23 protein-coding genes are annotated in these 24,278 nt (G+C 69.9%); 4 read left to right on the top strand and 19 right to left on the bottom strand.

Going from position 1 to position 24,278, the window contains the following annotated elements:
- Positions 1-251: 251 nt before the first annotated feature.
- The gene (locus IEY87_RS30485; RefSeq protein ID WP_225277440.1) at positions 252-716 is read left to right on the top strand and encodes an NUDIX hydrolase; all 465 of its coding nucleotides are present in this window, start codon (positions 252-254) and stop codon (positions 714-716) included.
- On the opposite strand, the gene IEY87_RS30480 is transcribed toward IEY87_RS30485, so the two are convergent.
- The 8 genes from IEY87_RS30480 to IEY87_RS30445 form a co-directional block, all read right to left on the bottom strand.
- Positions 691-2,181 carry a hypothetical protein gene (locus IEY87_RS30480; RefSeq protein WP_189142253.1) on the bottom strand — a complete coding sequence of 497 codons (1,491 nt, stop codon included), beginning with the start codon at positions 2,179-2,181 and terminating at the stop codon, positions 691-693. The two genes, IEY87_RS30485 and IEY87_RS30480, sit on opposite strands and share 26 nt — an antisense overlap.
- Positions 2,182-2,202: 21 nt before the next feature.
- The gene (gene htpX / locus IEY87_RS30475; RefSeq protein ID WP_189142252.1) at positions 2,203-3,054 is read right to left on the bottom strand and encodes a zinc metalloprotease HtpX; all 852 of its coding nucleotides are present in this window, start codon (positions 3,052-3,054) and stop codon (positions 2,203-2,205) included.
- Positions 3,055-3,227: 173 nt separating this feature from the next.
- Positions 3,228-4,796: an NADH-quinone oxidoreductase subunit N gene (locus tag IEY87_RS30470; RefSeq protein WP_189142251.1), complete on the bottom strand. Its 1,569-nt coding sequence runs from the start codon at positions 4,794-4,796 to the stop codon at positions 3,228-3,230.
- A complete protein-coding gene (locus tag IEY87_RS30465; RefSeq protein ID WP_189142250.1) occupies positions 4,793-6,448 on the bottom strand; it encodes a complex I subunit 4 family protein in 1,656 nt (551 codons plus the stop codon). The genes IEY87_RS30470 and IEY87_RS30465 overlap by 4 nt, the downstream gene beginning before the upstream one ends.
- On the bottom strand, positions 6,445-8,382 hold the full coding sequence (locus IEY87_RS30460) for an NADH-quinone oxidoreductase subunit 5 family protein (RefSeq protein WP_189142249.1): 1,938 nt from the start codon (positions 8,380-8,382) through the stop codon (positions 6,445-6,447). Before IEY87_RS30460 ends, IEY87_RS30465 begins: the two co-directional genes overlap by 4 nt.
- Positions 8,379-8,816, bottom strand: coding sequence for an NADH-quinone oxidoreductase subunit NuoK (gene nuoK, locus IEY87_RS30455; protein ID WP_308112957.1), 438 nt, complete (start codon positions 8,814-8,816; stop codon positions 8,379-8,381). The genes IEY87_RS30460 and nuoK overlap by 4 nt, the downstream gene beginning before the upstream one ends.
- A complete protein-coding gene (locus IEY87_RS30450) occupies positions 8,816-9,445 on the bottom strand; it encodes an NADH-quinone oxidoreductase subunit J family protein (protein ID WP_225277373.1) in 630 nt (209 codons plus the stop codon). The genes nuoK and IEY87_RS30450 overlap by 1 nt, the downstream gene beginning before the upstream one ends.
- A complete protein-coding gene (locus tag IEY87_RS30445) occupies positions 9,442-10,368 on the bottom strand; it encodes a 4Fe-4S binding protein (protein WP_225277374.1) in 927 nt (308 codons plus the stop codon). Before IEY87_RS30445 ends, IEY87_RS30450 begins: the two co-directional genes overlap by 4 nt.
- Positions 10,369-10,575: 207 nt before the next feature.
- Here IEY87_RS30445 and IEY87_RS30440 point away from each other — a divergent pair, with 207 nt between their 5' ends.
- Positions 10,576-11,778, top strand: coding sequence for a serine/threonine-protein kinase (locus IEY87_RS30440; protein WP_189142247.1), 1,203 nt, complete (start codon positions 10,576-10,578; stop codon positions 11,776-11,778).
- An 88-nt stretch (positions 11,779-11,866) separates the two neighbouring features.
- Here IEY87_RS30440 and IEY87_RS30435 read toward each other — a convergent pair whose 3' ends face one another.
- A complete protein-coding gene (locus IEY87_RS30435) occupies positions 11,867-13,129 on the bottom strand; it encodes an amidohydrolase (protein WP_189142246.1) in 1,263 nt (420 codons plus the stop codon).
- A 142-nt stretch (positions 13,130-13,271) separates the two neighbouring features.
- On the opposite strand from IEY87_RS30435, the gene IEY87_RS30430 reads away from it, so the two are divergent.
- Entirely contained in the window at positions 13,272-13,982 is a 711-nt protein-coding gene (locus IEY87_RS30430) for a trimeric intracellular cation channel family protein (protein ID WP_225277375.1), read from the top strand.
- A gap of 32 nt (positions 13,983-14,014) precedes the next feature.
- On the opposite strand, the gene IEY87_RS30425 is transcribed toward IEY87_RS30430, so the two are convergent.
- The 5 genes from IEY87_RS30425 to IEY87_RS30405 form a co-directional block, all read right to left on the bottom strand.
- Entirely contained in the window at positions 14,015-14,824 is an 810-nt protein-coding gene (locus IEY87_RS30425) for a GNAT family N-acetyltransferase (protein ID WP_189142245.1), read from the bottom strand.
- A 241-nt stretch (positions 14,825-15,065) separates the two neighbouring features.
- Positions 15,066-15,686 (bottom strand): response regulator, encoded by a 621-nt coding sequence (locus IEY87_RS30420; protein WP_189142244.1) that lies wholly within the window; start codon positions 15,684-15,686, stop codon positions 15,066-15,068.
- Positions 15,683-16,891 carry a sensor histidine kinase gene (locus IEY87_RS30415; RefSeq protein WP_189142243.1) on the bottom strand — a complete coding sequence of 403 codons (1,209 nt, stop codon included), beginning with the start codon at positions 16,889-16,891 and terminating at the stop codon, positions 15,683-15,685. Before IEY87_RS30415 ends, IEY87_RS30420 begins: the two co-directional genes overlap by 4 nt.
- Positions 16,892-16,927: 36 nt before the next feature.
- A complete protein-coding gene (locus tag IEY87_RS30410; protein WP_189142242.1) occupies positions 16,928-18,745 on the bottom strand; it encodes a hypothetical protein in 1,818 nt (605 codons plus the stop codon).
- Positions 18,730-19,497 (bottom strand): ABC transporter ATP-binding protein, encoded by a 768-nt coding sequence (locus IEY87_RS30405; protein WP_189142241.1) that lies wholly within the window; start codon positions 19,495-19,497, stop codon positions 18,730-18,732. The genes IEY87_RS30410 and IEY87_RS30405 overlap by 16 nt, the downstream gene beginning before the upstream one ends.
- Before the next feature lie 271 nt (positions 19,498-19,768).
- Between IEY87_RS30405 and IEY87_RS30400 the strand changes: the two genes are divergently transcribed.
- The gene (locus IEY87_RS30400; RefSeq protein ID WP_225277376.1) at positions 19,769-20,827 is read left to right on the top strand and encodes an ABC-2 transporter permease; all 1,059 of its coding nucleotides are present in this window, start codon (positions 19,769-19,771) and stop codon (positions 20,825-20,827) included.
- Here IEY87_RS30400 and IEY87_RS30395 read toward each other — a convergent pair.
- From IEY87_RS30395 to IEY87_RS30375, 5 genes are read right to left on the bottom strand one after another with little or no spacing between them, the layout of a single operon-like run.
- A complete protein-coding gene (locus tag IEY87_RS30395) occupies positions 20,772-21,788 on the bottom strand; it encodes a hypothetical protein (RefSeq protein ID WP_189142240.1) in 1,017 nt (338 codons plus the stop codon). The two genes, IEY87_RS30400 and IEY87_RS30395, sit on opposite strands and share 56 nt — an antisense overlap.
- A 59-nt stretch (positions 21,789-21,847) precedes the next feature.
- A complete protein-coding gene (gene nuoH / locus IEY87_RS30390; protein WP_189142239.1) occupies positions 21,848-22,789 on the bottom strand; it encodes an NADH-quinone oxidoreductase subunit NuoH in 942 nt (313 codons plus the stop codon).
- On the bottom strand, positions 22,782-23,345 hold the full coding sequence (locus IEY87_RS30385; RefSeq protein WP_225277377.1) for an NADH-quinone oxidoreductase subunit C: 564 nt from the start codon (positions 23,343-23,345) through the stop codon (positions 22,782-22,784). The genes nuoH and IEY87_RS30385 overlap by 8 nt, the downstream gene beginning before the upstream one ends.
- Entirely contained in the window at positions 23,342-23,854 is a 513-nt protein-coding gene (locus IEY87_RS30380; protein WP_189142238.1) for an NADH-quinone oxidoreductase subunit B, read from the bottom strand. The genes IEY87_RS30385 and IEY87_RS30380 overlap by 4 nt, the downstream gene beginning before the upstream one ends.
- 32 nt (positions 23,855-23,886) lie before the next feature.
- Positions 23,887-24,258 (bottom strand): NADH-quinone oxidoreductase subunit A, encoded by a 372-nt coding sequence (locus tag IEY87_RS30375; protein WP_189142237.1) that lies wholly within the window; start codon positions 24,256-24,258, stop codon positions 23,887-23,889.
- Between the last annotated feature and the right edge of the window lie 20 nt (positions 24,259-24,278).

Raw genomic sequence — 24,278 nt, 5'->3', positions numbered from 1 at the left:
AGCGACGCTGGGACGGATGCTGCCGAGTTCCTCCGCCGCGCTGCCGAGTCGCGCGCCGCCGCCGAGCTGGCGCAGGGGGTACGTCAAGGAGTCCACCCTGATGACGTCGCACTCTGTCTTGAAGTCGACCGGTTCCCCTTTGCCATGGTGGCGACCTTGGAAGGCTCGCTCATGGTCCTACGTCCACACGCGATGCCTTCGCGGCCCAGCCCGGCTGTCGGAGGGGATACGTAAGCTGGTCGATCGTGACGATGATCCCTCTGCGCCGCTTCACGGCGCGTGCGCTGCCCGTCGACGATCAGGGCCGGGTGCTCCTGCTCAACGGTTTCGATCCGGTACGCCCCGACGAGCCGTTCTGGTTCACCATCGGCGGCGCCATGGAGGGTGCGGAGACGCTGCAGCAGGCCGCCGCGCGCGAGCTGTTCGAGGAGGTGGGGATCCGGGTGACGGCGGAGGAGTTCACGGGACCGTACGGGACGGGCACGATCGAGTTCAGTTTCGCCCAGTACGCCATCACGCAGGATCAGGCCTACTTCGCGGTCCGGGTGGGCCAGGTGGAGGTCTCGTTCGAGCACATGGAGCAGCTTGAGAAGGAGACCACGCTCGGGCATCGGTGGTGGAGCGCCGAGGAGATCGAAGCCACCGAGGAGATCGTCTTTCCGGAGGATCTGGCGGCGATCCTCCGCAGGGTCAGGACGGGCGAAGGACTCGGGTAGCGCCCGCGATGAGCGCGGTGGCCAGGATCCAGCCTGAGATGATCAGTCCGTACGCGAGTCCCTGCGTCCAGCCCGCCGGGTCGAACAGGTCGCGCTGGCCGAACGTGGACAGCGGCAGCAGCAGGTCGAAGCTGTAGGCGAAGGAGTCGAAGACCGGGCTCTCGTCGGGTTTCAGCGGACGGGGTGGGTTCAGGCCGAAGGCCACCGTGCCGACCAGGAGCAGCGCCGCGAACCAGACCGCCGCCAGCCAGGGGCGATAGCCGTAGCCGACCGTGAACTCCAGCAGGCGGCCCCAGAACCGGGCACCCGTTCCTTCGGTGTGGCGTCGGCCGCGGAGTTTGGCGAGTTGGGCACGGCGTGCCAGCGCGTCATTGCCGTCACGGCGGTACCAAGCGGCCAGTTGCTCGTACGGCTGCGGTCTGAAGCCCTCCGGGTCCCGGCCGACCCATTCGATCCTGCGGGACACTCCGCTGCCACGCAGGCGTTCGTACGTCAGGCCGTTCAGGCGGAGTTTGTCCGGCCAGGTGGCGGGGTTGTCCTCCAGGGTGTTCACGGTGGAGTGCGCGAGCGTGACCACGCCGTCGATCGGCTCGGCCGGTTTGAGGTAGAGCTCGCGGACCTCCATGTGACTGGCATGCAGCGCGTACGGCGTGTCGGGGCTGCGGATGGCGCCTCTGATCGCGAGCAGGCCGATCCGTGCGCCGCGCAGTCGTACGCAGCCTTGGGCCAGGAAGTCGCCGGTGCAGCGCATCGAGTCCTCGACGACCAAGCCGTCGGCAATGAGCGCTTGTTTGCCGGGATTGCGGAGCTTGGCGTTCTCCAGCGAGAACTCGCCGTTGAGCCGGGCACCGTACATCCGGATGCCGCCGGTGATGTCGCCGTTGCGTAGGTACATGCCTGAGTCGACCACCATGGCATCGGCGTAAAACGCGTGATCGTCGTCCTCGCCAGCAACGATCTTGGTGCCGCCGAGCCAGAGGCCACTCTCGAACTGGGCGCGGGGCACCCGTACCGCACCCGTGACGTACGAGCCCGACAGGCTGAGGTGGCCTGCCACCCGCATGCCGCCCCCGGTCAGGCCGGGTAAGCGGCAGTCGGTCAGCCGCACGGTCCGGGCGGTGGTGCCGGTGAGCCGGATGGGCTCGTCCAGGTGGCAGCCGCTGAGCGAGAGATCGTGCTCGACGGTGCCGCCGACGATCTCGAGCGGCCCGGTGATCCTGGCGCCGGTGAGCCGTACGGCCGGAGCGGAGCCGGCGGCGACGTCACGGGCGCCGAGTAACAGTGAGGTGATCACCTGGGCTCGGACGGTGCGCTCAGGGCCCCAAGCGTGTCCGTCCGACGGGGCGTTGGCGCCTGCGGGACTGTTGCCGCTCGGGGCGAAGGGGGCCAGCTCCACCGTCCGGCCCGTGGGGAAGGCGTCCCACACCTTCCGCTCGGCTGCGCTCAGTCGCGGAGATCTCCCCATGAGCTGATTCTTTCGCACGACTCAGCGCCGGTAGCCGGCCATGCGCTCCAGCCTGGCCACGCGCTCGGCGGTGGCCGGGTGCGTGGAGAACAGGCGGCCCAGGCCGATGCCGCTGAACGGGTTGGCGATCATCAGGTGGGAGGCCGAGGTCAGACGGCTGTTCTCCGGGAGCGGCAGCCTGCGGGCGCCCATCTCGATCTTGCGCAGGGCGGAGGCGAGCGCGAGCGGGTCGCCCGTCAGCCGGGCCCCGGACTCGTCGGCCTGGAACTCCCGGCTGCGTGAGACGGCCATCTGGATCATGCCTGCGGCCACCGGGCCGAGCAGCATCATGAGCACCGCCCCGAGGAATCCCGGGCCCTCGTCGTCGTCGGAACCGCCGAAGAAGACCGCCACGTAGCTCACCCAGGTGATCATCGTGGCCAGCGCGCCGGCGATGGACGAGATCAGGATGTCGCGGTTGTACACGTGGGACAGCTCGTGCCCGATCACGCCACGCAGCTCGGACTCGTCGAGGAGCTGGGTCAGGCCGTAGGTGACACAGACGGCGGCCTTACGCGGGCTGCGGCCGGTGGCGAACGCGTTCGGCTGCACGGTGGGCGAGATGTAGAGCCGTGGCATCGGCTGCCGGGCCTCGGTGGAGAGCTCGCGGACGATCCGGTAGAGGGTGGGCTGCTCCACCTCGCTGACCTGCCTCGCACGCATGGCCGACAGCGCGATCCGGTCGCAGAAGAAGTAGGCGACGCCGTTGGTCACCAGGGCGAGTACGAACGCGAGCTGCATGCCCATGCCGCCGCCCAGCCATGCGCCGGCCGCGATGATCAGCGCTGACAGGCCCCCCAGCAGGACCGCGGTGCGCAGGCCGTTGTGGTGCAAGGTTCCCCCCTCTCATGGTCCGGCTTCACCTGGTACAACGACGATGCACTGCCTCAACGTTCCCGGGGGTGCCCGGCCGGGGGCAGACTCCCTGGTCACAGCTGTCTCCCTGGCATCTGGGCGCGTAGGGCGGCATCGCCCCGCGGCCTTCACGTCGGTGCGGGACGGATGAATCAGTACGTGGCCGATAAGAACGTCATGTCGAGCACCGGTTGCGGCGCGACCGAGAACAGGACCGCCACCGCCACCGCGATCCCGATGGCCACCCAGAGCGCGGGGAACGGACGGCGCGCTGCCGGAGCCACCGCCCGCTCGGGGGTGAAGAGCCGCGCCGTCCAGACGACGTAGTAGTAGAGCCCGATCACGGTGTTGACCGCCATGACCACCGCCAGCCAGCCGGCGCCGCCGTCGACGATCTCCCGGAAGACCACGATCTTGGCGAACAGCCCGGCCAGCCCAGGCGGGAGCCCGGCCAGGCAGATCAGGCAGAACGCCAGCGCCAGCCCGGCCGCCGGGCTCCTGAACACCAGCCCCCGGTAATCGTCCAGCTCATTGCGTGACGCGGTCCGCGACACGAGCATGACGACGGCGAACGCGCCCAGGTTCATGGCGGCGTAGATCACCAGGTAGGCCACGGTGGCCCCGACCGCCGTGGACGCCGCGTTCGCGCCGGGCCGGAACGCCACCGCGAGCGGGGCGAGGATGTAGCCCGACTGGGCGACGGACGACCACGCGAGCAGGCGTACGGCGGATCGCTGACGCATCGCCAGCAGGTTTCCCACCGTCATGGTGAGAGCCGAGATGATCGCGATGATCGGGATCCAGGTGGCCGACTGGCCGGGCAGCGCGAGGACCAGGACGAGGATCAGGCCCGCGAACCCGGCCGCCTTCGAGATCACCGAGAGCAGGGCCGCGACCGGGATGGGGGCGCCCTGGTAGACGTCCGCCGCCCAAGCGTGGAAGGGGACTGCCGCGATCTTGAAGGCGAATCCCGCGACGAGGAGCACGATCCCTACCGTGACCAGGCCCGGCAGGCCGTGATCGGCTTCGAGGATGGACGTGGACGCCTCCGGCCACCCCGGTGCCGGTAGCTCGCCGCTGAAGACGGCCGCCAGCCGTGGCAGGAAGACGGTCCCGGCGATGCCGTACAGCAGGGATACCCCGAAGAGCATGACGGCGGTCGACACGACCGACACCAGGAACAGCTTGACCGCGGCCTCCGAAGAGCGGCCGTCGTAGCGTTTCAGCGCGGTGAGCGCGAAGACCGGCAGGGAGACGAGCTCGAGCGCCACCACCAGCATGATCAGGTCTCGCGAGGCGGGCAGCGTCACGGCGCCGGTGAGCATGCACAGCAGGAGGAAGTGCCACTCTCCCACCGGAATGTCGCCCTCCGCCAGCTCGGTCATCGACATCAGCACCACGACGACGGCCGCCACCAGCGCCAACCCGGCGAAGATCAGGGTGAGCCGGTCGACCACGAACGAGCACGACTCGCCGGGCGAGCCGCCATCGGCGAGGTGGGCGGGGACGCAGAAGGTGGACAGCGTCCCGGAGCCGGCCTGGGCGGCCTGCGCCACGACGAACCCCAAGGCGACCAGCACGCCCCCGAGCGTCACGAACCCCAGCGCCGACTTGACCCCGCGCCGGGCGGGCAGAAAAGCGTCGAGCAGGAGTACGAGTGCCGCGACCAGGGCGAGGGTCAAGGGGGCCGCGATCGCGAAGTAGTCGATCTGCTGGATCATGACAGTGCTCCCAGCAGAGTCTGCACGGCCGGTGTGGTGAGCGAGAGCAGCAGTTGGGGCCAGAGCCCGAAGAGCAGGATCAGCACGATCAACGGCACCCAGGCGACCAGTTCGTACCGCTGGATGTCGAGCGCCTCCGGCACCGCACCCACGGGGGCGACCGGCCGCTCATCAGGCGTCTCCCAGGCGGCGAGGTCGGCGGCCGGGCGCACGATCGCGTCGGCGGGGTGATCGTCCGGACCGGTGCCGGCGGAGACCGGCAGCGGGACGGACGGCACGCCGTGGGTGGCTCGGGAGAGCATGACCAGGAAGTAGGCCGCCGTCAGGACCGCGCCGAGACCGCCGATGGCCATGAAGGTGAGGAACAGGGCGCGGGGCAGCACGTCGGCCGGTTGGAAGGCGCCGAGCAAAGCCAGCATCTCCCCCCAGAACCCGGCCAGCCCCGGCAGGCCGAGCGAGGCGATCGAGGCGAACGTCAGGACCGCGCCGAGGTGCGGGAGCCTGGCCAGCAGGCCGCCACCGAGCGACGGGATGTCGGCGGTGTGATGGCGGTCCTTGATCGCGCCGGCCAGGAAGAACAGCAGGCCGGTGATCAGGCCGTGGGCGACGTTGGCGAACAGGGCGCCGTTGATCCCGACCGTCGTCAGCGTGGCGAAGCCCAGCAGCACGAAGCCCATGTGGCCGACGGACGAGTAGGCGATCATCCGTTTGAGGTCGCGCTGCGCCAGGCAGGCCAGCGAGCCGTAAATGATCCCGACGACGGCGAAGGCGCCCAGCCACGGCGCCACCGCCACGGCCCCCTCCGGCAGGATCGGGATCGCGATCCTGGCGAAGCCGTACGTGCCCATCTTCAGCAGCACACCGGCCAGCAGGACGGAGCCGACCGTGGGAGCCTGCGTGTGCGCGTCCGGCAGCCAGGTGTGCAGCGGCCACATCGGGGTCTTGACCGCCAGCCCGAGTCCCACCGCCACGAACGCGAGCACCTGCACCGCCCTCGACATGCCCGCGCCGTGCGCCTGGCCGAGGGCGACGATGTCGAGGGTGCCGGTCTGCGCCCAGATGAGCAGCAGGCCGAGCAGCATCACCACCGAGCCGAGCAGCGTGTAGAGGATGAACTTGACCGCCGCGCCCCTGCGCTCCGCACCGCCCCAGATGGCGATCAGGAAGTACATCGGCACGAGCACGATCTCGAAGAACACGAAGAACAGCAGCAGGTCGAGCGCGAGGAACGTGCCGATCATGCCCACTTCGAGCACCAGCAGCGTGAACACCAGCGCCCTCGGCCTGGCCCCGCCCGGCCTGGGGTGCAGCAGCTGGCCGGGACGGCGGGCGTCGCCCCAGCCCAGGTAGGCGAAGCAGAGGAACGTCAGCAGCGCCGTCAACGCGACCAGCGGCAGCGAGATCCCGTCGACGCCCAGATGGAAGCGCAGGTCGAGCCCGGGGACCCAGGGCAGGTCGACGGTGGCCTGGGGTCGTCCCGCTTGGCCGTGGTCGAACGTGGCCACCAGCGCCACGGCCAACGCCAGCGTCACGCCGGAGACGACCATCCCGTACGCCGGCAGGATCGGGCGCAGCAGCGACGGCGCGACCAGGAGCAGGAAGGCCCCCAGCAACGGCACGGCGAGGAGCGCGACGGGAAGCCAGCTCGTCATGTGAACATCACCGCCCCCACCACGATCAAGAGGACTCCGGCCAGCAGGCCGCTCACATAGAGCTGTACGTTGCCGTTCTGCGCGAGTCGCAGCAGCCCGGACAGCCCGCGCGCCGACCGGCCCGAGCCGCGCACCGCGCCGTCCACCACCGTGTCGTCCGTCCTGACGACGAGCCCGGCCAGCGCCACGATCGGGCGGGCGATGACGGCGGCGTAGAGGTGGTCGACGTAGAAGGCCTGCTCACACGGCTGCCGCAGCGGCCCGAGTAGCCGGGCCGGGTCGGCCACGGGGTCGCTGCGCCACGAGGCGTACACCACGGCCGCGCCGAGCAGCGCGAGGACGACGCTGATGACCGCCACGGGTGCGTCGAGGTGGAGGCCACCCGCGAAACCGAGCAGCACGGCCGGGACCGCGAGCAGGACGACCGGCACCAGCATCGTCGGCGGCGCCTCGCGGGTGTCGATGACGTGCGCCGTGCCGGGCTCGGGCTCGGGGAGCGCGACGGTCCGCGTCCGGCCGAAGAAGGTGCGCAGCCAGGCCCTGGTGGCGTACGCGCCGGTGACGGCCACGGTCGCGAGCGCGCAACCGTACAGGAGCAGGGCGGCGGCGTCGGTGAGGCCGCCGGCGAGCGCTCCTTCCATGGCCACGAGCACGGCGTCCTTGCTGAAGAAGCCGCTGAACGGAGGCAGGCCCATGAGGGCGGCGAAGCCGACCGTCGTCGCCGCGAACGTGATCGGCAGCTCCCTGCGCAGCCCGCCCATCTGGCTCATCAGGTTGGAGCCGACGTGGTGGATCACGACACCCGCGCACAGGAACAGCAGCGCCTTGAACGCGCCGTGCGTGATCAGGTGGAAGATCGTCGCGGTGTCGGACCCGGCGGCGAGACCGCCGGCCATGTAGGCGAGCTGGCTGACCGTTGAGTAGGCCAGCACGCGTTTCAGGTCGTCCTGCGCCAGCGCGGCCAGTGCGGCGCCCAGCATGCCGAGCGCGGCCAGGACCGCGAGCACGTCGAGCGTCGGCCGGGCCGCCGCGAAGGCGGGGAAGAGCCTGGCCACGAGGAAGATGCCCGCGGCGACCATGGTCGCGGCGTGGATGAGCGCGCTGATCGGGGTCGGGCCCGCCATCGCGTCAGGCAGCCAGGTGTGCAGCGGCACCTGGGCGCTCTTGCCCGCGACCCCCGCGAGCAGGAGCATCGTCGCGGCGACCAGCGTGCCGGCGGACATCTCGGGCACCTTCGCCAGCACGTCGGCGATGCGGAAGCTGCCCGCGGCGCCGCCCAGCACGAAGATGCCGAACAGGAAGCCGACGTCACCCAGACGGGTCACCAGGAACGCCTTGACCGCGGCGCGCGAATTGCCGCGGTCCTCCCACCAGTGGCCGATGAGGAGGTAGGAGCACAGGCCCATGATCTCCCAGCCCACGTAAAGGACGAGGAGGTCGCCCGCGTAGACCACGAGGAGCATGGCGCTGGTGAACAGGCTGATGAAGGCGCTGTAGGAGGGGTAGCGAGGGTCGTCCTTCAGATAGCCGATCGAATAGATCTGCACGGCCAGCGCCACGAGCGTCACCAGCACGCCGAGCAGGCCGGAGAGGTCGTCGGCCTGGAGCGTGAGCGAGATCGGGACGCCGCCGGTGTCGATCGCGCCGTAGGTGTCGCCCACGGGGACCGAGCGGGCGCCGCCGTCGAGGAAGGCGAACCCTTGTCCCCAGGCCAGCCAGACAGCCAGCACCGCCGCGGCGGCGGTCGGCACGACCGCGATCCAGGCGGCCCGGCGGTTGGCCCGAGCCGAATCCTCATCCGCGGGGGTGCCGCCGACGTGGGCGGCCGGTCCGTTGCTCTGGCGGGCGCGCCCCCGGGGCCAGCGGGACAGCAGGAGGCCGGCGAAGGCCGCCAGGAAGGGCAGGAGTACGGCCAGCAACGGGAAGGTCGTCACGACTTGCCCCCTCGTCCGGCTGGGCGGCCATCGCCGTGGTCGCGCTCCACCGGCTGGTCATCGGTGGTGTGCCGCTGGGTCTGTGCCTGGTCTGTCACCGTGGGGTTGCCCGGGGTGGGCCCGTCTGCGGGCTCTGCCAGGTCGCGCAGGTAGTCGAGGTCGACTGTCCTGCGGTTGCGGTAGAGGGCGAGCACGATGGCCAGGCCGACGCCCACCTCGGCCGCCGCGATGACGATGACGAACAGGGTCAGCACCTGGCCGCTGTGCAGGCGGTCGCCGAGCCACACGTCGAACGCGACCAGGTTGAGGTTGACGGCGTTGAGCATCAGCTCGACCGACATCAGCACCAGGATCGTGTTGCGCCTGGCGAGCACGCCGTAGACGCCGATGGAGAACAGGAGCGCGGAGACGACCGCCGGGTAGACGATGTGCACTAATGACCCCCGGTCTGGTCGGGTGGGGATCCTCCACCGGGTGTGTCCGTACGGGACAGGCCGTTGGGCCCGTCGCCGCGCTGATTCGTACCGTTGGCGCCGGTTATGTCGGTGCGGGAGAGGACGATGGCGCCGATCAGGGCGGCCAGCAGGAGCACCGAGAGCGCCTCGAACGGCAGCACCCAGGTGCTGAAGATGCTGCCTCCCAGCTCCGCCGCGCCGCCCTGGCCGGGTGTCAGCGGGGTGTAGGCCATGCGGAAGCCGTCGATCACCACGGTGACCAGGATGGCGGCCGTCGCCAGCGCCACCACGACCGCGGCCGGCCTGTTGCCGCTGTCGAGGTCGGTGGAGCGGCCGATGGGCGCGCGGGTGAGCATGATGCCGAACAGCAGCAGGACGATCACGGCGCCCACATAGATGAGGACCTGCACCCAGGCCACGAACTCAGCGGTCAGGACCAGGTAGCAGCCGGCCAGGGCGCCGAAGGTGACCACGAGCCAGAGGGCGGCGTGGACGAGTTGCCGGGTCGTGACGACGAGCAGCGCGGATCCGACCGCCACCGCTCCCAGGAGCAGGAAGATGATCTCTTGCCCGGTGGGTGACAGATAGGAGGGCATCGCCTCGGTCACGACTCCTCCTTTGGCTCCCTTGGCTGATCAGGGCCGAGCCGCCCGGGCGGGCGGATGGATCGTGGATCGGCCATCCGCCGCCTCGGCGGTCTCGCGCCAGAATTCTGCCCCTCCGAACCGGGGTCCGGTCGCGGTTCCCGCTCGCCTGTGGACAACTCCTCTCCGGACGGCGTGCCTGTGGATGACGCCGCGCCGCCGGGCTGGGTCATGGGTGACTCATCGTCGGAGTCCGCCGCCCTGCTCTCGGGGGGACTGTCCGCTTTGAACTCGGGCTCCGCTGCTGAGGGTGGAGGGGGCGTACCGGAAATGTCCCCAGCGTCGGCGGGAATCGCTTCGCCCTGGGCCGCCTTGCCGGGGGCGGCGTCCTTACCAGGGGTGGTCGCTCCGCCCGGGGTGGTCGCTCCGCCCGGGGTGGTCGCTCCGCCCGGGGTGGTCGCTCTGCCTGAGGTGCGGGCGGGGGGCGCGTCGGCGGAGCGGGCGGGACGGCGCGGGGCGGCGGTCAGTTCCTTGGGGGGCGCGGCGCCGGCGTCGTGGGACGGGGGCGGTGGGACCGTGGCAACCCAGGTGCCCAGCTTGTCCTTCTCGTGGAGAAGGTTGCGGATGTCACCTTCGGCGTACTCGAACTCAGGCGACCAGAAGAGGGCGTCGAACGGGCACACCTCAATGCAGATGCCGCAATACATGCACAGGGCGAAGTCGATGGCGAACCGGTCGAGAACGTTGCGCTGGCGCGGGCGGCCGCCTTCGGGCGCCGGGAGGGTCTCCTTGTGCGAGTCGATGTAGATGCACCAGTCGGGGCACTCTCGGGCACAGAGCATGCAAGAGGTGCAGTTCTCCTCGACCAGGGCGATCACGCCACGACTGCGCGGCGGGAGGGCGGGTCTGACCTCTGGGTATTGCTGAGTGTCGGATTTGCGCAGCATGTGGCGAAGAGTGATGCTAAGCCCCTTCGCGAGCCCTACGCCGGGTATCCGTCCCATACTTCAACATCATGGCGCACTTAGGCGCGCAGGTGAATGAGCTGGCGCGTTGTCCCCAGGTTTTCCACAGTCATCCACAGGCTGCGGGAAGTTATCCACAAGAACGAGAGACGCCCGATATGTGCAAGTCCTGAGCGATAGTCTCTCGCCATGTCGTATCGCCATCCGAGCCGCCCCAGTGGCGGGGCATGGGCCGCTTCCATCGTGTGGGCGGGCCTATCCTTCGTCTCGTGCGGCCTGGCGACGCCGCTCACGATCGGTTTCGCGGCGTTCTGGCTGCGGAGCGGGTGGCAGTTCCTCGCCGCGTGCGCCTACGCCTTCTCCACGGGCATCTTCGTCATCGCGATCTCGGCGTACGACGACGTGAACGACATTCCCGAGCCCTTCAGCACGATGGTCTCCCTCATGTTCGTGGCCGCTTGGATCGCCGGGGTGATCCACTCGGGCATCCTCGTGCCCGCGATGGCCAAGGCGCGTCCCGGCATCACCGCCCCTCGTCCACACGTACCACCACCACCCCCGCCGCGCCCTCGGCCGAATGTGCACCACCAGACCACCGCCCCCTCCTCCCACCATCGGCCGGGCGAGCCCGAATGGATCGGGCACTATCGGGTGCTCCAGCCGCTGGGCCGCGGCGGCCAAGGCGTGGTCTATCTCGCCATGGCGCCCAACGGGACCCGAGTGGCCGTGAAGGTGCTGCATGACCTGGTCGATGAGACCGCGCGGGACAGGTTCGCCAGGGAGGTCGACACGGCACGGCGAGTGGCGACGTTTTCCACAGCCCGCGTGCTCGACGTGAGCATCACGGGACACTTCGCCTACATCGTCAGCGAGTACGTGGAAGGCCCCTCACTTGAGCAGTTGGTGCGCCGGCACGGGCCGCGTGACGAGGACAGCCTGACCCGGCTGGCGTTGTCCACGGTCGGGGCGCTGGCGGCCATCCACAAGGCGGGGATCGTGCACCGCGACTTCAAGCCCAGCAATGTGCTCATCGGCCACGACGGGCCGAGGGTCATCGACTTCGGCATCGCTCGGGCGCTCGATCAGGTGACGGTGACGGCGGGCAAGATGGTCGGCACGCCGCCTTACATGTCGCCCGAGCAGTTATCCGGGGAGCAGGTAGGGCCCCCGGCCGACGTGTTCAGCTGGGCTGTGACCATGATGTTCGCCGCGACGGGGCGGCCCGTGTTCGGAGAGGACAGCATGCCTGCGATCTTCAACCGGGTGCTCACCTTTCATCCGGACTTATCGCCGCTGCCGCAACACCTTCGCGGGGTCGTCGGCTCCTGTCTGTCCAAACGGCCTGAGGACCGGCCTACGGCTTCTGACGTGATGCTGGCCATCGTCCATTAGCCCGGGTATCTCATCGTTGGTCGACCGGCGCTATCAGGGCAGGCGGTACGGCGTCCGGGCGCTTTCGGGCCGATCGCGCGGCGAGCAGTCACTTCTCTTCGGTACCTAGGTAGGCGAGGGCGGCGACCACCGCGGCCTGGACGCCGGTGTCCAAGGTGGGCTGGATGACGGGCGCGAAGGCGGCGTTGTGGTTGACCGGGATGTCGCTGCTCAGCGTGCCCCGGCGCGCCGCGGCCTCGTAGGCCACGGTGTCCACACAGCCGATCCCCCAATAAGTGAACGGCGCACCGAACGCCTTCGGGATCTCACTGAAATCCTCGCTGGCCGTCTGCAGGTCCAGCGTCCCGGCCCGGTCTGCGAAGAAGGCGGAGAAGGCGGCGGCGACCTTCTCGGTGGTCTCCTGGTCGTTGACGGTGGGCGGGAAGCTGCCGAAGTGGTCGATCTCGGGCGGCTCAGGAGCGTCCGAAGCGGCGGATTCCGCGTTGGCGATGCGGGTGATGGCGGTCTTGACCTGGCGGCGGGTGTCGTCGCCATAGGTGCGGACGTTGAGTTGAATCTCGGCCGAATCAGGGATGTTGTTGGGGTTGCGGCCGGCGTGGATGCTGCCCACGGTGAGCACCACCGTGCTGAGCGGGGCCACCTCGCGGGAGACGACCGTCTGCAGCCGGACCACGAGCATCGAGGCCATCACCACCGGATCGACGCCCTTGTCCGGCGCCGACCCGTGGGCCGAGCGCCCGTGGACGATGACGCGGTAGTTGTCGGCGGCGGACAGAGCGGGGCCCGGCCTGGTCAGCACCCGTCCGGCGGGATAGGGCAGCACATGCTGGGCCAGGCACACGTCCGGTCGGGGGACGCGGCCGGTCAGCCTGTCGGCGATCATGGCCTTGGCGCCGTCACCGGGTTCCTCGGCAGGCTGGAACAGCGCGATGAAGGTGCCGCCCCAGAGGTCCCTGGCCTGGGCGAGCAGCTGTGCCGCGCCCAGCAGGCAGGTCACATGCATATCGTGCCCACAGGCGTGCGCGACCGGGCCGCCGTCGCAGTCGGTGGCTGTGCTCGCATAGGGCAGGCCGGTCCGCTCCTCGATCGGCAGGGCGTCCATGTCGGCGCGGAACAACACCGCCTGTCCCGCACCGTTGGCCAGCACGCCGACCACGCCGGTGCCGCCGACATGCTCATGCACCTCATACCCCCAGGCTCTCAGCCGGTCGGCCACCCTGGCGGAGGTGCGCTGCTCCTGGTGCCCAAGCTCGGGGTGAGCGTGCAGGTCGCGGTAGCACGCCTCCAGGTCCTGCCGGATCGCGTCCAGCCCGGTCAGCACCCGGCTCACGCTCGTCGTTCTGCCTGACATCGGCCGCTCCCGTTCAGATGATGGCGATGTTCAGAGATGTTTCCGACGGACCCGCTCGATCGGGTCACGCCATGACAAGAGCTTCGGCAACATCCCCTGCTGCCTCACCGCCCGCGGCCGCAGCGCACTCTACGCTCTGCCTGTGCGGATCGAAACGATCACGACCGTGCTCGACCTCATCGGGGTGTTCATCAACGCCCTGCTCGGCGGTTCGGTGGCGCGCAGGCGGGAGATGGACCTGTTCGGGTACATCATGATCGGAACCGTGTCCGGGCTGGGCGGCGGGCTGATTCGCGACGTGCTGCTGCAGCATGGGCCGCCGCTCGCCCTGACCAACCCCCTGTACATCCCCATCGCGCTGGCCGGAGCCGGGCTGGCGTTCCTGCTGAAGTTCACCGAAGAGGACTGGAACCGGGTCTTCTACGTGCTGGACGCGATCGCGCTGTGCGTGTGGGCCGCCGCCGGGGCGCAACGCACACTGGCGGCCGGGCTCGGCTGGCTGCCCGCCATCCTGCTGGGCACCATCACGGCCGTCGGTGGCGGGGCCACCCGCGACCTGCTGGTGCAGCGCGTCCCGGCAGTGTTCGGCGGCAACGGTCTGTACGCGTCGGTAGCCGTTCTGGTCGCCGCGGTCCAGGTGGTGTGCTCCGGTCTGGGCGCGCCTACCGTGGTCGGCACCGTGCTGGGCATCCTGGCGGGCACCCTCCTGCGACTGGTTGCCTACCGGCGAGGTTGGAACCTGCCCGTGGGACTGGAGTTGAAGCCGCGTGACGTCATGGGGCAGATCGCTCACCCGCCCCTGCCCGGCCGCCGCCGCGGGAAGAAGCCCGGCCCAGGCAACCAGCACGGTTGAACGCGCCGCGGTCGCGACCGGCACCCAGCGAATCACTGACGATCTATGAAAATCGGTGAACGGCGGTATACGTACGGGATCGTTGTGGTCAGGGGGAGGAAGCCGAGGCGTTGGAGGATGGGGCGGCTGTCGTCGGAGGCGTCCACCTGGAGGTAGCGGTAGCCGCGTTCGGCGGCGATGCGGGTGCGGTAGGCGACCAGGGCTCGGTAGATGCCCTTGCCGCGCCAGGCCGGTACGGTGCCGCCGCTCCAGAGGCTGGCGAAGTCCGTGCCTGCGTGGAGTTCCATCCGGGCGGCGCTGACCGGGATGTCGCCGGCCATGGCGAGGACGGCGATGAGCTGGTCGGCGGCGAGCTGGGTGAGCAGGCTCTCTCGCAGGCCGCTGAAATCGGTGCCGAACGCCTGGTCGTGCACGTCCCTCAGGAGATCCACGTCCGCGGGTGTGGTCACCGGGCGGAGCTGGACGGATTCGGGGAGGTCGATACCGGTCGGCAGGTCCGGCACCTGGGCGACCATGAGGGTCTCCGCGGGCTCGGGCACGAAGCCGGCCGCCGCCAGCCGGTCGGCGAGGTCGGCCGGCTGGTCGTGGGCGTACAGCTTCCATTCGAACTCGCGGCCGAGGTCGGTGAAGTGGCGCACCTGCGCGGCGATCGCCGCGTCCGCCGTGGCGGCGTCGAGGTCCGACCAGACGACGGTGGCCCAGCCGTCACCGGTGGAGCCGTCACCGGTGGAGAGGTGCCGCACCACGTCGCCCGTCCGCTCGACCCGATCTCCGGCGCCGGCGGACCGGGCCTCCCGCCGGAGTTGACGGTCGAACATCTCCAGCACCACGTCACGGTTCACGCGCCCACCTCAGCAGCGCTGCAGCAGATCACGCAACACCATTTCCCGGTTCACACGCCCACCTCAGCAGCGTTGCGGCAGACCGCCCAGCACCACATCCCAGTTCACGCGCCCACCTCAGCAGCGCTTGAGCTTCCCCCCATAGCACGGCCACCTGCAGCGTTCCCACGGGTAGGCGGGTAGGCGGGTAAACGGGTAAGCGGGTGGGCGGGTGGCTGTGTGGAAGTGGGCTGTTGGCCGACTAGCTGAGCAGACCTCGTCGATAACCCTCGCCGACGGCCGCGGCGCGGTCGCGGACGCCGAGTTTGTCGTAGATGTGCAGCAGGTGTGTCTTGATGCTGGCCTCGCTGATGAAGAGCTTGGCGGCCGCCTGACGGTTGGAGGCACCGTCGGCCACGAGGGCGAGGACCTGGAGTTCGCGGTCGGTGAGGGCAGCCTTGACAGGTCTGCGTACCTGGCCCATCAGAAGGCTGGCGACGGACGGGGACAGGACCGGCTCGCCGGCGGCCGCGGCGCGGACGGCGCGCAGGAGTTCGTCGGTGGGGGCGTCCTTGAGGAGGTAGCCAGTGGCGCCGGCTTCGATGGCGGGCAGGACGTCGGAGTCGCCGTCGAAGGTGGTCAGAACGAGGGTCTTGATGCGGGGGTGGGAGTGGCGTAGGGCGGTGATGGCGCTGACGCCGTCCATTTCTGGCATGCGCAGGTCCATGAGGACGATGTCGACCTCGAGTGCGGCGGCGCGTTCGATGCCGTCGCGGCCGTTGGCGGCTTCGCCGACGACATCGATGTCGGGTTCGGCTTCGAAGGCAGAGCGCAGGCCGTCGCGGACGATGGGGTGGTCGTCCACGATGAGAAGGCGGATCACCGTTGGTCTCCACGGAGCGCGGGGACGGTGGCGCTGACGGCGGTGCCCTCGCCGGGCGTGCTCTCGATTTCGAGGGAGCCGCCGACGCCGCGGACGCGTTGTCTCATGCTGCTGAGTCCGAATCCTTTGCCGTTGGGGTTGTGGATGCCGGTGCCGTTGTCGCGGATGTCGAGAAGGACGACGGCGCCGGTGTAGGAGAGGGTGAGGCCGGCTCGGGTGGCGGCCGCGTGTTTGGCGACGTTGGCGAGGGCTTCCTGGGCGACGCGGAAGAGGGTGACCTCGATGGCGGGGCTGAGGGGGACGCGGTCGCCGGTCACTTCGACGTGGAGGTCGACGCCGGTGGTCTGGGTCCACTCGCGGGCCAGGGTGGTCATGGCTTCGGGGAGGTGGGCGTCCTCGAGCTGGTGAGGCTGGAGGGCGGAGACGGAGCGGCGGGCTTCGGTGAGGCTGTCCTCGGCGAGGTTGAGCGCCCGTTGGAGGTGGGTGCCGGAATCCTTGACGCGTTGGGCGGCGCGTAGCTGGGTGATGATGCCGGTGAGGCCTTGGGCGAGGGTGTCGTGGATTTCGCGTGCCATGCGCTGGCGTTCGTCGAGGATGCCGGCCTGGTGGGCTTGGGTGAGGAGCTGGGCGTGGAGGTTGGCGTTCTCCTCCATGGCGGTCTGAAGATCGCTGACTGCTTTCCGGTATTTGCGCTGCCGGTCCTCGATCTTGATGCCTGCGATGGAGCCGCCGCCGATGGCGACGGTCTGCACGACGATGATCGCCAGGTAGAAGGTGATGAGCTGGATGGTGGCCTGTGCCCAGTCGAGCGTCGATCCGTACAGGACGAAGGAGGTGGCGGCGACGGCGGCGAAGGTCCACTTGGAGGGAGCGAAGTTGGCGGCGAGGAAGAAGCCGGAGATGCAGTAGATGATGAAGATCGGGTCGTGGAAGGCCAGCAGCGCGGCGGTGGCCAGGACACCGACGAAGTGCACGGTGATGGCGACCCGCCGCTGGCGCACGGCGACGGGGAGGAGCGTGCGGGCGCCGGCATTCCAGACGAGGGCCAGGGCGGTGAACCCGAGTGTGCGGGGGATCCCGCCTGCGGGCTGGTCGGGTGAGGCCAGGCTGATGACGAGGGAAGCGGCGAGGGTGACGTAGGGGATGATCTCGACGACGTTCTCGAAGCGTCGTTCCCAAGGGGAGAGTGGGAAGGGGTCGTTCATCCGGGGCATGCCCTCCGCTCGGGTACGGACGGGGTTTCAGCTGGTGGTAACCGATGAGGACGAGCTTAGGCGGATGGGGATCAGGATGGCGTAGCCGTACATGAGCAGCCCTAGGGCGATCATGAAAATGATTGTGGGCCATTGCCAGATCGGCGGGAGATGGAGGGCGAGGAACCATACGCGATCCTCGATGCCGAGGATCTTCATGACCATGGGCGCGAGTCCCTGAGGGAACAGGGGAAGCCAGGCGATGGCGTAGCTGATCGTGACGCCGATGCGATGCTGGATGGGGAGATCGGCGGTGGTGGGTTTGTCGGCCTGGGGTGCCGGGCCGTGCTTCATGAGGTTGAGGAGATCGATCCCGTGGTTCTCGAGCCTGCGGTAGGCGATCTTGCCGAGTCCCCAGGCACTTAGGGCGCCGGTCAGCACACCGGTGGCGATGCCGGCCCAGGGGTGGAGGAGGATGGCGCCGGCCGCAGGCAGGGCGGTGGCGGGGACGGCGACGAGCACGAGCCAGGCGAGGCTGGTTTCGGCGGTTTCGTCAGCGCCGGTGCTGAGGGGATTGCCGCCGCGCTTGTGGGGATCGGTCCCGGGGACGAGCGAGGTCACGGCGAGCAGGACGATGACCCCGGCGCCGCCGCCGAGCAGAGCGGGGAGCAGGCCGAGTACCCACGGCCAAGCCCACGCTTCGCCGCTGACGAGGGTGCCGGCCAGGGAGAGGACGACCGCGGCTGGGCCGACGATGAGGAGCCAGGCCAGTTGGCGGCCGCGGACGTCGGCGCGCTCCGCCCCGGGGGTCATGAGAGTGAGCCAGAGGGCGGTCCCGTCGGAGCCGTAGAGGTTGGCCGAGGACGCGGCGGCCATCACGATCGCGACGAGTCCCGTGAAGGGGACCATGATCCAGACGTCGATGGTGACGAGCAGGAGAGGGAAGACGAGGGCGAAGGAGAAGGCGGTGGCGAGGAGCTGGATGCGGACGAGGTCGCGCCACCAGGCGCGCAGTTCCTTGGCGGCGGCGATGCGGGCACCGCTGGTGATGGGGAAGGGCCGGGGCGTGCCGCGGCGGGGCGGCACACCGCCGCGTGCGGCCGAGACGACCCGCCGCGACAGCAGGCCGGCCCAGACGGCCAGAAGGAGGACGATCATGCCGGTGCCGGCGACGAGGATGGCGAGGGCGAGAGGCCAGGGGGCTTCGACGGCGGCCACACCCCATCCGGAGGGCAGGACGCGGAGCACCACCTGGGACCAGGCGGTGGTGTCGGTGCCGCCCAGAGCTGCGACGGGTGCCCAGCCGTTGCTGCACAGAGCGATGGCGGTGCCGGCCCCGATGCCGACGGCGGCCGCGGTGGCGCGGGATCTGACGAACAGGCCGATGAGCGCCACGATGACGCGGGAGATCATCACCATGGTGATGAGCGTGGTGACGGCTGCTGCCAGGCCGATGAGCACTCCGGCCGGGCCGAAGCGCCAGCCGTACACGGGCAGGGACAGCAGGGCGATGAGATTCACCGCTGGTGCGGGGCCCGCGAAGGCTCCGGCGAGCAGTGCCACCGCGATCCGGCCTGGCTTGGCCGGGAGCATGGAGAAGTATTCGGGGCGGAGGGCCTCGCTGCCCCCGATGAAGATGGGGCCGAAGACCCAGCCGGAGAGCCACGCGGCCAGGGTGAGGGGCAGGTAGGCGGGCCACAGGACGGCGACGGCGATCGTTCCGAAGGCGAGGATCAGCCCGGTCGAGACGCCGATGTAAAGGTTGGCGGCGTTGTCGCCGCGCAGGGAGTTGCGCATGAGCGCCAGCCGCATGCGGATCATGTGCTGTGCCGATGCGGCTGGGCCGGGGGTCAGGAGGTGAGCCATGCCAGCCCCTCCGTTCCTCCGGTGCGGGCGCCGACGAGGTCGACGAAGGCATCCTCCAGGGTTCCGGCGCCGCGTACGTCGGCCAGCGACCCAGCGGCTACGACGCGGCCGTCGGAGATGACGCCCACGTGGTCGCAGAGCTGCTCGACGAGGGCCATGACATGGCTGGAGATGATCACCGAGCCGCCGTTGCCCGCGAACCTGCGCAGGATGGTCTTGATCGTGGCCGCGGAGACGGGGTCGACGGCCTCGAAGGGCTCGTCCAGGACGAGCAGGCGAGGCGCGTGCAGGAGGGCGACGGCCAGGCCGATCTTCTTGCGCATGCCGGTGGAGTATTCGATGACCAGGGTCCGCTCGGCGGAGTCGAGCTCGAGGACCTGGAGGAGTTCGTCGGTGCGCTCGGCGACGACGGTGGGGGGCAGGCCGCGCAGCAGGCCGAGGTAGGTGAGGACCTCGCGGCCGGTGAGCCGTTCCGGCATGGCGTTGCCGTCGGGCAGCACGCCGATCAGTCCCTTGGCCTGGACGGTGTCGCGCCAGACGTCCACGCCGAAGATCTCGGCGCGGCCGGCGTCGGGGCGGAGCAGGCCGACGGCCATGGCCAGGGTGGTGGTCTTGCCGGCGCCGTTAGGGCCGACCAGGCCGTAGAAGGATCCGGCGGGAACAGTGAGGTGGATGTCGTCGACCGCCAGGTGGTCGCCGAAGGCTTTGCGGAGTCCGGTGGTACGGAGGGCGGGCTCCCGGTGGGTTGACATGCTTTGAGAATCGCGCGAGGGCGGGGATGACGGATCGTCCGGGCGGAGAGCGAGATGGTCGATTCCGGCATCAACCGATCGGTTGATGCCTGCCGATCCGCATCAACCACGGCAGAGACCGCACCGTCCCTTCAAAGAGCGTGTGTCCTTCGCGGATGGGCGCGGGCCTGGGGGGCCGCTTGACGTTTCCTTGACGGCCGGCCGCGTCCCGGCCGGGCGCTGCCGGGTATGCGGCAGATGTGCGGAACGGTACGACGGACCACGGTGATCGATGTCCACACTGACGCCCCGCAGGAAACCGCGAGAGCTCTGGTCGGCGTTCCGGAGCTCGCCGTTCCTGCCGGCGACCGTGCTGGTGTTCATCGTCGCCATCGGCGCGGGGACGTTCGCGGGCTCGTACACCTACGCGATGGCGAATCCGACGCCGCATCAGATCCCCTTGGCGGTCGTGGGCAGCAGTGGGCCGGTGCAGCGGGCGGCGTTCGTGGCGGGGATGGAGAGCGCGCTGCGGACGGCGCTGGAGTTGCGGAACTTCCCCACCTTCGAGGCGGCGGTCGAGGCGGTCGAGGAGCAGCAGGTGTTCGGCGTCATCCAGGTGGAGGGGCGGCGGGCGCGGCTCAACGTGGCCGGGGCGGCGGGCGCCTCGGTGGCCGAGTTGCTCAAGGAGGCCGGGCCGCAGGTGGGGGCGCGTATGGGAGTGCCGGTGACCGTACGGGATCTCAAGCCGCTGCAGCGCGGTGATCCGCGCGGACTGGCCCTGTTCTACATCTCGCTCGCCGCGGTGATCATCGGCTTTCTCGGTGCGTCCCAGCTCACCGTGCACGCCGCCGGGCTGCGCCCGTGGGAGCGGATCGGCTTCACCCTCGTCTACGCCCTGCTGGGCGGGTTCGCGATCGCGGCGGTGGTCGACTGGCTGCTCGGCGCGCTGTCCCTGCCGTTCGTGGAGTCGTGGCTGATCCTGGTGTTGACCATGTTCACGTCAGGGATGGTCTTCACCATGTTCAACACGCTCATCGGGCGCTGGGCGCTGGTGCCCACCTGGGGGGTGATGGTGCTGATCGGCAACCCGTCGTCCGGCGGCGCGGTGTCGTGGCCGCTGCTGCCCTCGCCGTTCGGGGCGATCGGGCGCTGGCTGCCGCCGGGCGCGTCGGTCAACGCTCAGCACACGGCCGTCTACTTCGGCGGCCATCAGCATCCGCTGCCGTTCCTGGTGCTGGCGACGTGGGCGGTGGTGTCCTGCGCGGTGTTCCTGACCTGGCCCAACCTGGCGGCGATCAGGGCGACGCGCGGGGGCACGCCCGGACGAGGCTCAGGTACTCCTCCCGGCTGATCCGGTGCACGGCCAGCCCCAGCCGGTTGCGTTCGGCGAAGCGGTGCAGGTCGTCCGGTGACCATGGGCCGGGGAGGTGGTGCAGCGGCTGGTTCTCACCGTCCGTGACGAACAGGCCGGTCAGGTCCTCGTACCGGTAGAGGAGCAGACCGGTCGCCTGGATGTCGGGCAGGCGTTCCATGCCCTGGTCGATGTGCAGCTCGCCGGTCGAAGTGATCGACAGGTTGGGGCCGCCGGGCGGTCCGGCGATCGCGCCCTTGCGGGCCCTGAACCCGCGTAGCCGGGCCCGGAGCGGGCGGATGGCGAGCAGCAGCGGGCTGAAGGCGACCACCAACCACTTGACCTCGATGATGTCGATCAGCACCCTGCCGACCAGCGTCAGCCCTCGCCAGGCGGCCCACGCCCCCACCGAGATGAGGTACGCCATCAGCGCCAGCCCGGCCAGCCCGACACCGTAGATCAGCGGCGTGCGCCAGCGGGGTGGGCGCGGCGGGGTGAGGCCGTGCAGGCGCCGCCAGCCGGGCGCGCGACCGGCGAGCAGCGCGCGATCCTCGGGCCGCGCGCGATCCTCAGGCCGCGCGCGGCCGGCGGGCAGTGTGCGGGGCTTCGGCCCCGGATCGTCGCCGCGGGGTACGACCTCGTCGCTGCCGGGTACGACCTCATCGCCGCCAGGTACAACCGGGATCCCCGCCCGCGTGCCGAAGTCGCGCACCTGCGAGGGATCCCAATCGCCGGGCAGGTCGAGCATGACCAGGCCGTCGGCGTCGCGCGCGGCGAGCCCGGTCACCGGCGCATCGCCCGAGTCGTAGGCGTAGAGCCAGAGGGAGGCGGGCGTCACCCTCACCGACTCGCCGGTGGCGGAGTCGCCGGCGGTCAGCTCGTGGCCGTCCCACGACAGGACCGTGCTCGGGCACGGAGCGCCTGCGGTGGCGCCTCCGCGCGGAATCAATTGATCGTCCACATGATCACATCCCATGGGGACCCCCTGTCTCCTATGACGAACGGGACAGGCGCGGAGTTTCAGGTCAGGACCTTGACGACGCCGGTGAGTGCGAGCTGGACGAGGGCCAGCGGCACCAGGCCGGCCCAGGCGAGCTTCTGGAGCTGGTCCTCGCGCAGGCGCGGGAAACTCACCCGCACCCAGATGACCACGAAGGCCAGCAGGAACACCTTGGCCAGCGTCCACAGCCAGCCGGGCAGCAGCGGTCCGTGCCAGCCGCCGAGGAAGAGCACGGTGGTCAGGAAGGACAGGACGACGATGCCGGCGTACTCGGCGAGCATGAACAGGGCGAACCGCATGCCGGTGTACTCCGTCATCGGGCCCATGATGATCTCGGATTCGGCGATCGGCATGTCGAAGGGCGGCCGGCGCAGCTCCGCCAGCCCGGCCATGAAGAAGACCACGCCGCCGATCGCCTGCCAGGGCAGCCACCACCACTGCCACGCCTCGACGATGCCGGGCAGCGACAGCGTGCCTGCGGCCATCGCGACCGAGGAGGCCGCCAGCACCAGCGGAAGCTCGTACGACACGAGCTGGGCGGCGGCCCGCATGCCGCCCAGCACGGAGTATTTGTTGGCCGACGCCCACCCGGCCATGATCGCGCCGAGCACGCCGATGCCCATCACCGCGAGCACGAAGAACAGGCCGAGCTCCAGGTCGACGCCCACGAAGCCGTCGTCGACGGGCAGGGCGATCAGCACGACCAGGTAGGGCACGAGCGCCACCCCGGGCGCGATCATGAAGATGCGCCGGTCGGCGGCGGCCGGGATGACGTCCTCCTTCTGCATGAACTTCACCCCGTCGGCGATGAGCTGCGCCCAGCCGTGGAAGCCGCCGGCGTACATCGGGCCGAGGCGCGACTGCATGTGCGCCATGACCTTGTGCTCGGTCTGCCCGACGATCAGCGGCAGCACCAGGAAGATGGCCAGGATGACGGCGAATCGCAGCACCACGTCAAGCATCGGAGGCCCCCCAGTCCGCCGGCACGCCGGGCGGCAACGTCTTGCGGCGGCTCGGCGCGCCGTGCCCGGACTCGCCGGGCTCCTTGGCGCCGGGCCACGGCTTGGCCACCCGGGCGGCCAGGATGAAGTCCTTGCGCAGCGGGTGCCCTTCGAACCCGTCGGGCAGCAGCAACGGCACCAGGTTGGGATGCCCCTCGAAGATCACCCCGAACATCTCGTACGTCTCCCGCTCGTGCCAGTCGGCCCCCCGATAGACGCCCACGGCGGAGGGCAGGCGCGGGTCGTCGTGCGGCACCCGGGTGCGCAGCAGCAGCCGCTCGCGGCTCTCGGGCCGGTAGACGTGCGCCACGACGGTGAAGCTGTCCGGCGGCTCGTCCACGCCGGTCAGCCAGTCGAAGAAGGCGTAGCCCAGCTCGTCGCGGGCGAGGGTGAGCAGCTCGATCCAGTCGGCGGGGGCGACGTCCACGACGGTGTCGCCGAAGGTGTCGCTGATCTCGGCCCGGTCCCCCAGGCGGCCGAAGGCGTCCCGGTCTCCCAGGCGGTCGGAGCCGGTCACGCGTGCTCCCCGTAGCGGTCGCCGAGCTTCTCGGCCGCGATCTTCTCCTGCAGCTTCATGATCCCGTACAGCAGGGCTTCGGGCCGGGGCGGGCAGCCGGGCACGTAGACGTCGACGGGGATGATCTGGTCGACGCCGTTGGTGACGCAGTAGGAGTCCCAGTAGGGGCCGCCGGAGTTGGAGCAGGCGCCGAAGGAGATGACGTACTTGGGGTCGGGCATCTGCTCGTAGAGCCGCTTGACGGCGGGGGCCATCTTGTCGGTGACCGTGCCGGAGACGATCATCAGGTCGGCCTGGCGGGGGCCGTTGGCGAACGGGATGACCCCGAATCTGATGAAGTCGTGCCTGCTCATCGACGTGGCGATGAACTCGATCGCGCAGCAGGCCAGCCCGAAGTTGAACACCCACAGGGAGTATCGCCGCCCCCAGTTGAGCACGAACCGCATCGGCTTGGGCGCCAGCCGGGAGATCGGCCCCACGGTGGGCATCGGAAGATCCGTCGCTGCCATACAGCCATTCTTACGCGGATGTCCGGCGAGGGCTACGTCCAGCTCAGCACGCGTTTGCGCCAGGCGTAAAGGATGCCGAGGGCGATGAAGCCGAGGAAGACGAACATCTCCACCAGCGTCGTCACGCCGTAGCCGGGTGCGTCGAAGACGGTGGCCCACGGGAAGAGGAAGACCGCGTCTACGGCGAAAATAACGTAAAGATAGGTGAAGACGTAGTAGCGGACCTGCGACTGGGCCCAGCCGTCGCCCACCGGGTCGACGCCGCACTCGTAGGTGGTCAGCTTCTCGGCGGTGGGCCGGGACGGCCTGAGCAGGCGGTTGGCCATCATGGCCCCGGCCACGACGGCGACGCCGATCGCGAGCAGCGCCGCGACCAGCAGGTAGGACCCGTAATAGCCGTCCATACAACGCATGGTAACCCGCT

It is taken from the genome of Nonomuraea glycinis (assembly GCF_014646515.1).
Classification (GTDB): domain Bacteria; phylum Actinomycetota; class Actinomycetes; order Streptosporangiales; family Streptosporangiaceae; genus Nonomuraea; species Nonomuraea glycinis.
The sequence above is the reverse complement of the archived record's forward strand: the minus strand, read 5'-3'. Positions and strand labels throughout refer to the sequence as shown.

Excerpts from the sequence above, each read along its gene's own strand:
- nuoH (WP_189142239.1), bottom strand. The coding sequence starts at position 22,789 with ATGCTTGACGTGGTGCTGCGATTCGCCGTCATCCTGGCCATCTTCCTG.
- IEY87_RS30445 (WP_225277374.1), bottom strand. The coding sequence starts at position 10,368 with ATGCTGCGCAAATCCGACACTCAGCAATACCCAGAGGTCAGACCCGCC.
- IEY87_RS30435 (WP_189142246.1), bottom strand. The coding sequence starts at position 13,129 with ATGTCAGGCAGAACGACGAGCGTGAGCCGGGTGCTGACCGGGCTGGAC.
- IEY87_RS30375 (WP_189142237.1), bottom strand. The coding sequence starts at position 24,258 with ATGGACGGCTATTACGGGTCCTACCTGCTGGTCGCGGCGCTGCTCGCG.
- IEY87_RS30415 (WP_189142243.1), bottom strand. The coding sequence starts at position 16,891 with ATGAACGACCCCTTCCCACTCTCCCCTTGGGAACGACGCTTCGAGAAC.
- IEY87_RS30485 (WP_225277440.1), top strand. The coding sequence starts at position 252 with ATGATCCCTCTGCGCCGCTTCACGGCGCGTGCGCTGCCCGTCGACGAT.
- IEY87_RS30410 (WP_189142242.1), bottom strand. The coding sequence starts at position 18,745 with ATGGCTCACCTCCTGACCCCCGGCCCAGCCGCATCGGCACAGCACATG.
- IEY87_RS30405 (WP_189142241.1), bottom strand. The coding sequence starts at position 19,497 with ATGTCAACCCACCGGGAGCCCGCCCTCCGTACCACCGGACTCCGCAAA.
- IEY87_RS30380 (WP_189142238.1), bottom strand. The coding sequence starts at position 23,854 with ATGGCAGCGACGGATCTTCCGATGCCCACCGTGGGGCCGATCTCCCGG.
- IEY87_RS30440 (WP_189142247.1), top strand. The coding sequence starts at position 10,576 with ATGTCGTATCGCCATCCGAGCCGCCCCAGTGGCGGGGCATGGGCCGCT.
- IEY87_RS30465 (WP_189142250.1), bottom strand. The coding sequence starts at position 6,448 with ATGACGAGCTGGCTTCCCGTCGCGCTCCTCGCCGTGCCGTTGCTGGGG.
- IEY87_RS30400 (WP_225277376.1), top strand. The coding sequence starts at position 19,769 with ATGTCCACACTGACGCCCCGCAGGAAACCGCGAGAGCTCTGGTCGGCG.
- IEY87_RS30470 (WP_189142251.1), bottom strand. The coding sequence starts at position 4,796 with ATGATCCAGCAGATCGACTACTTCGCGATCGCGGCCCCCTTGACCCTC.
- IEY87_RS30480 (WP_189142253.1), bottom strand. The coding sequence starts at position 2,181 with ATGGGGAGATCTCCGCGACTGAGCGCAGCCGAGCGGAAGGTGTGGGAC.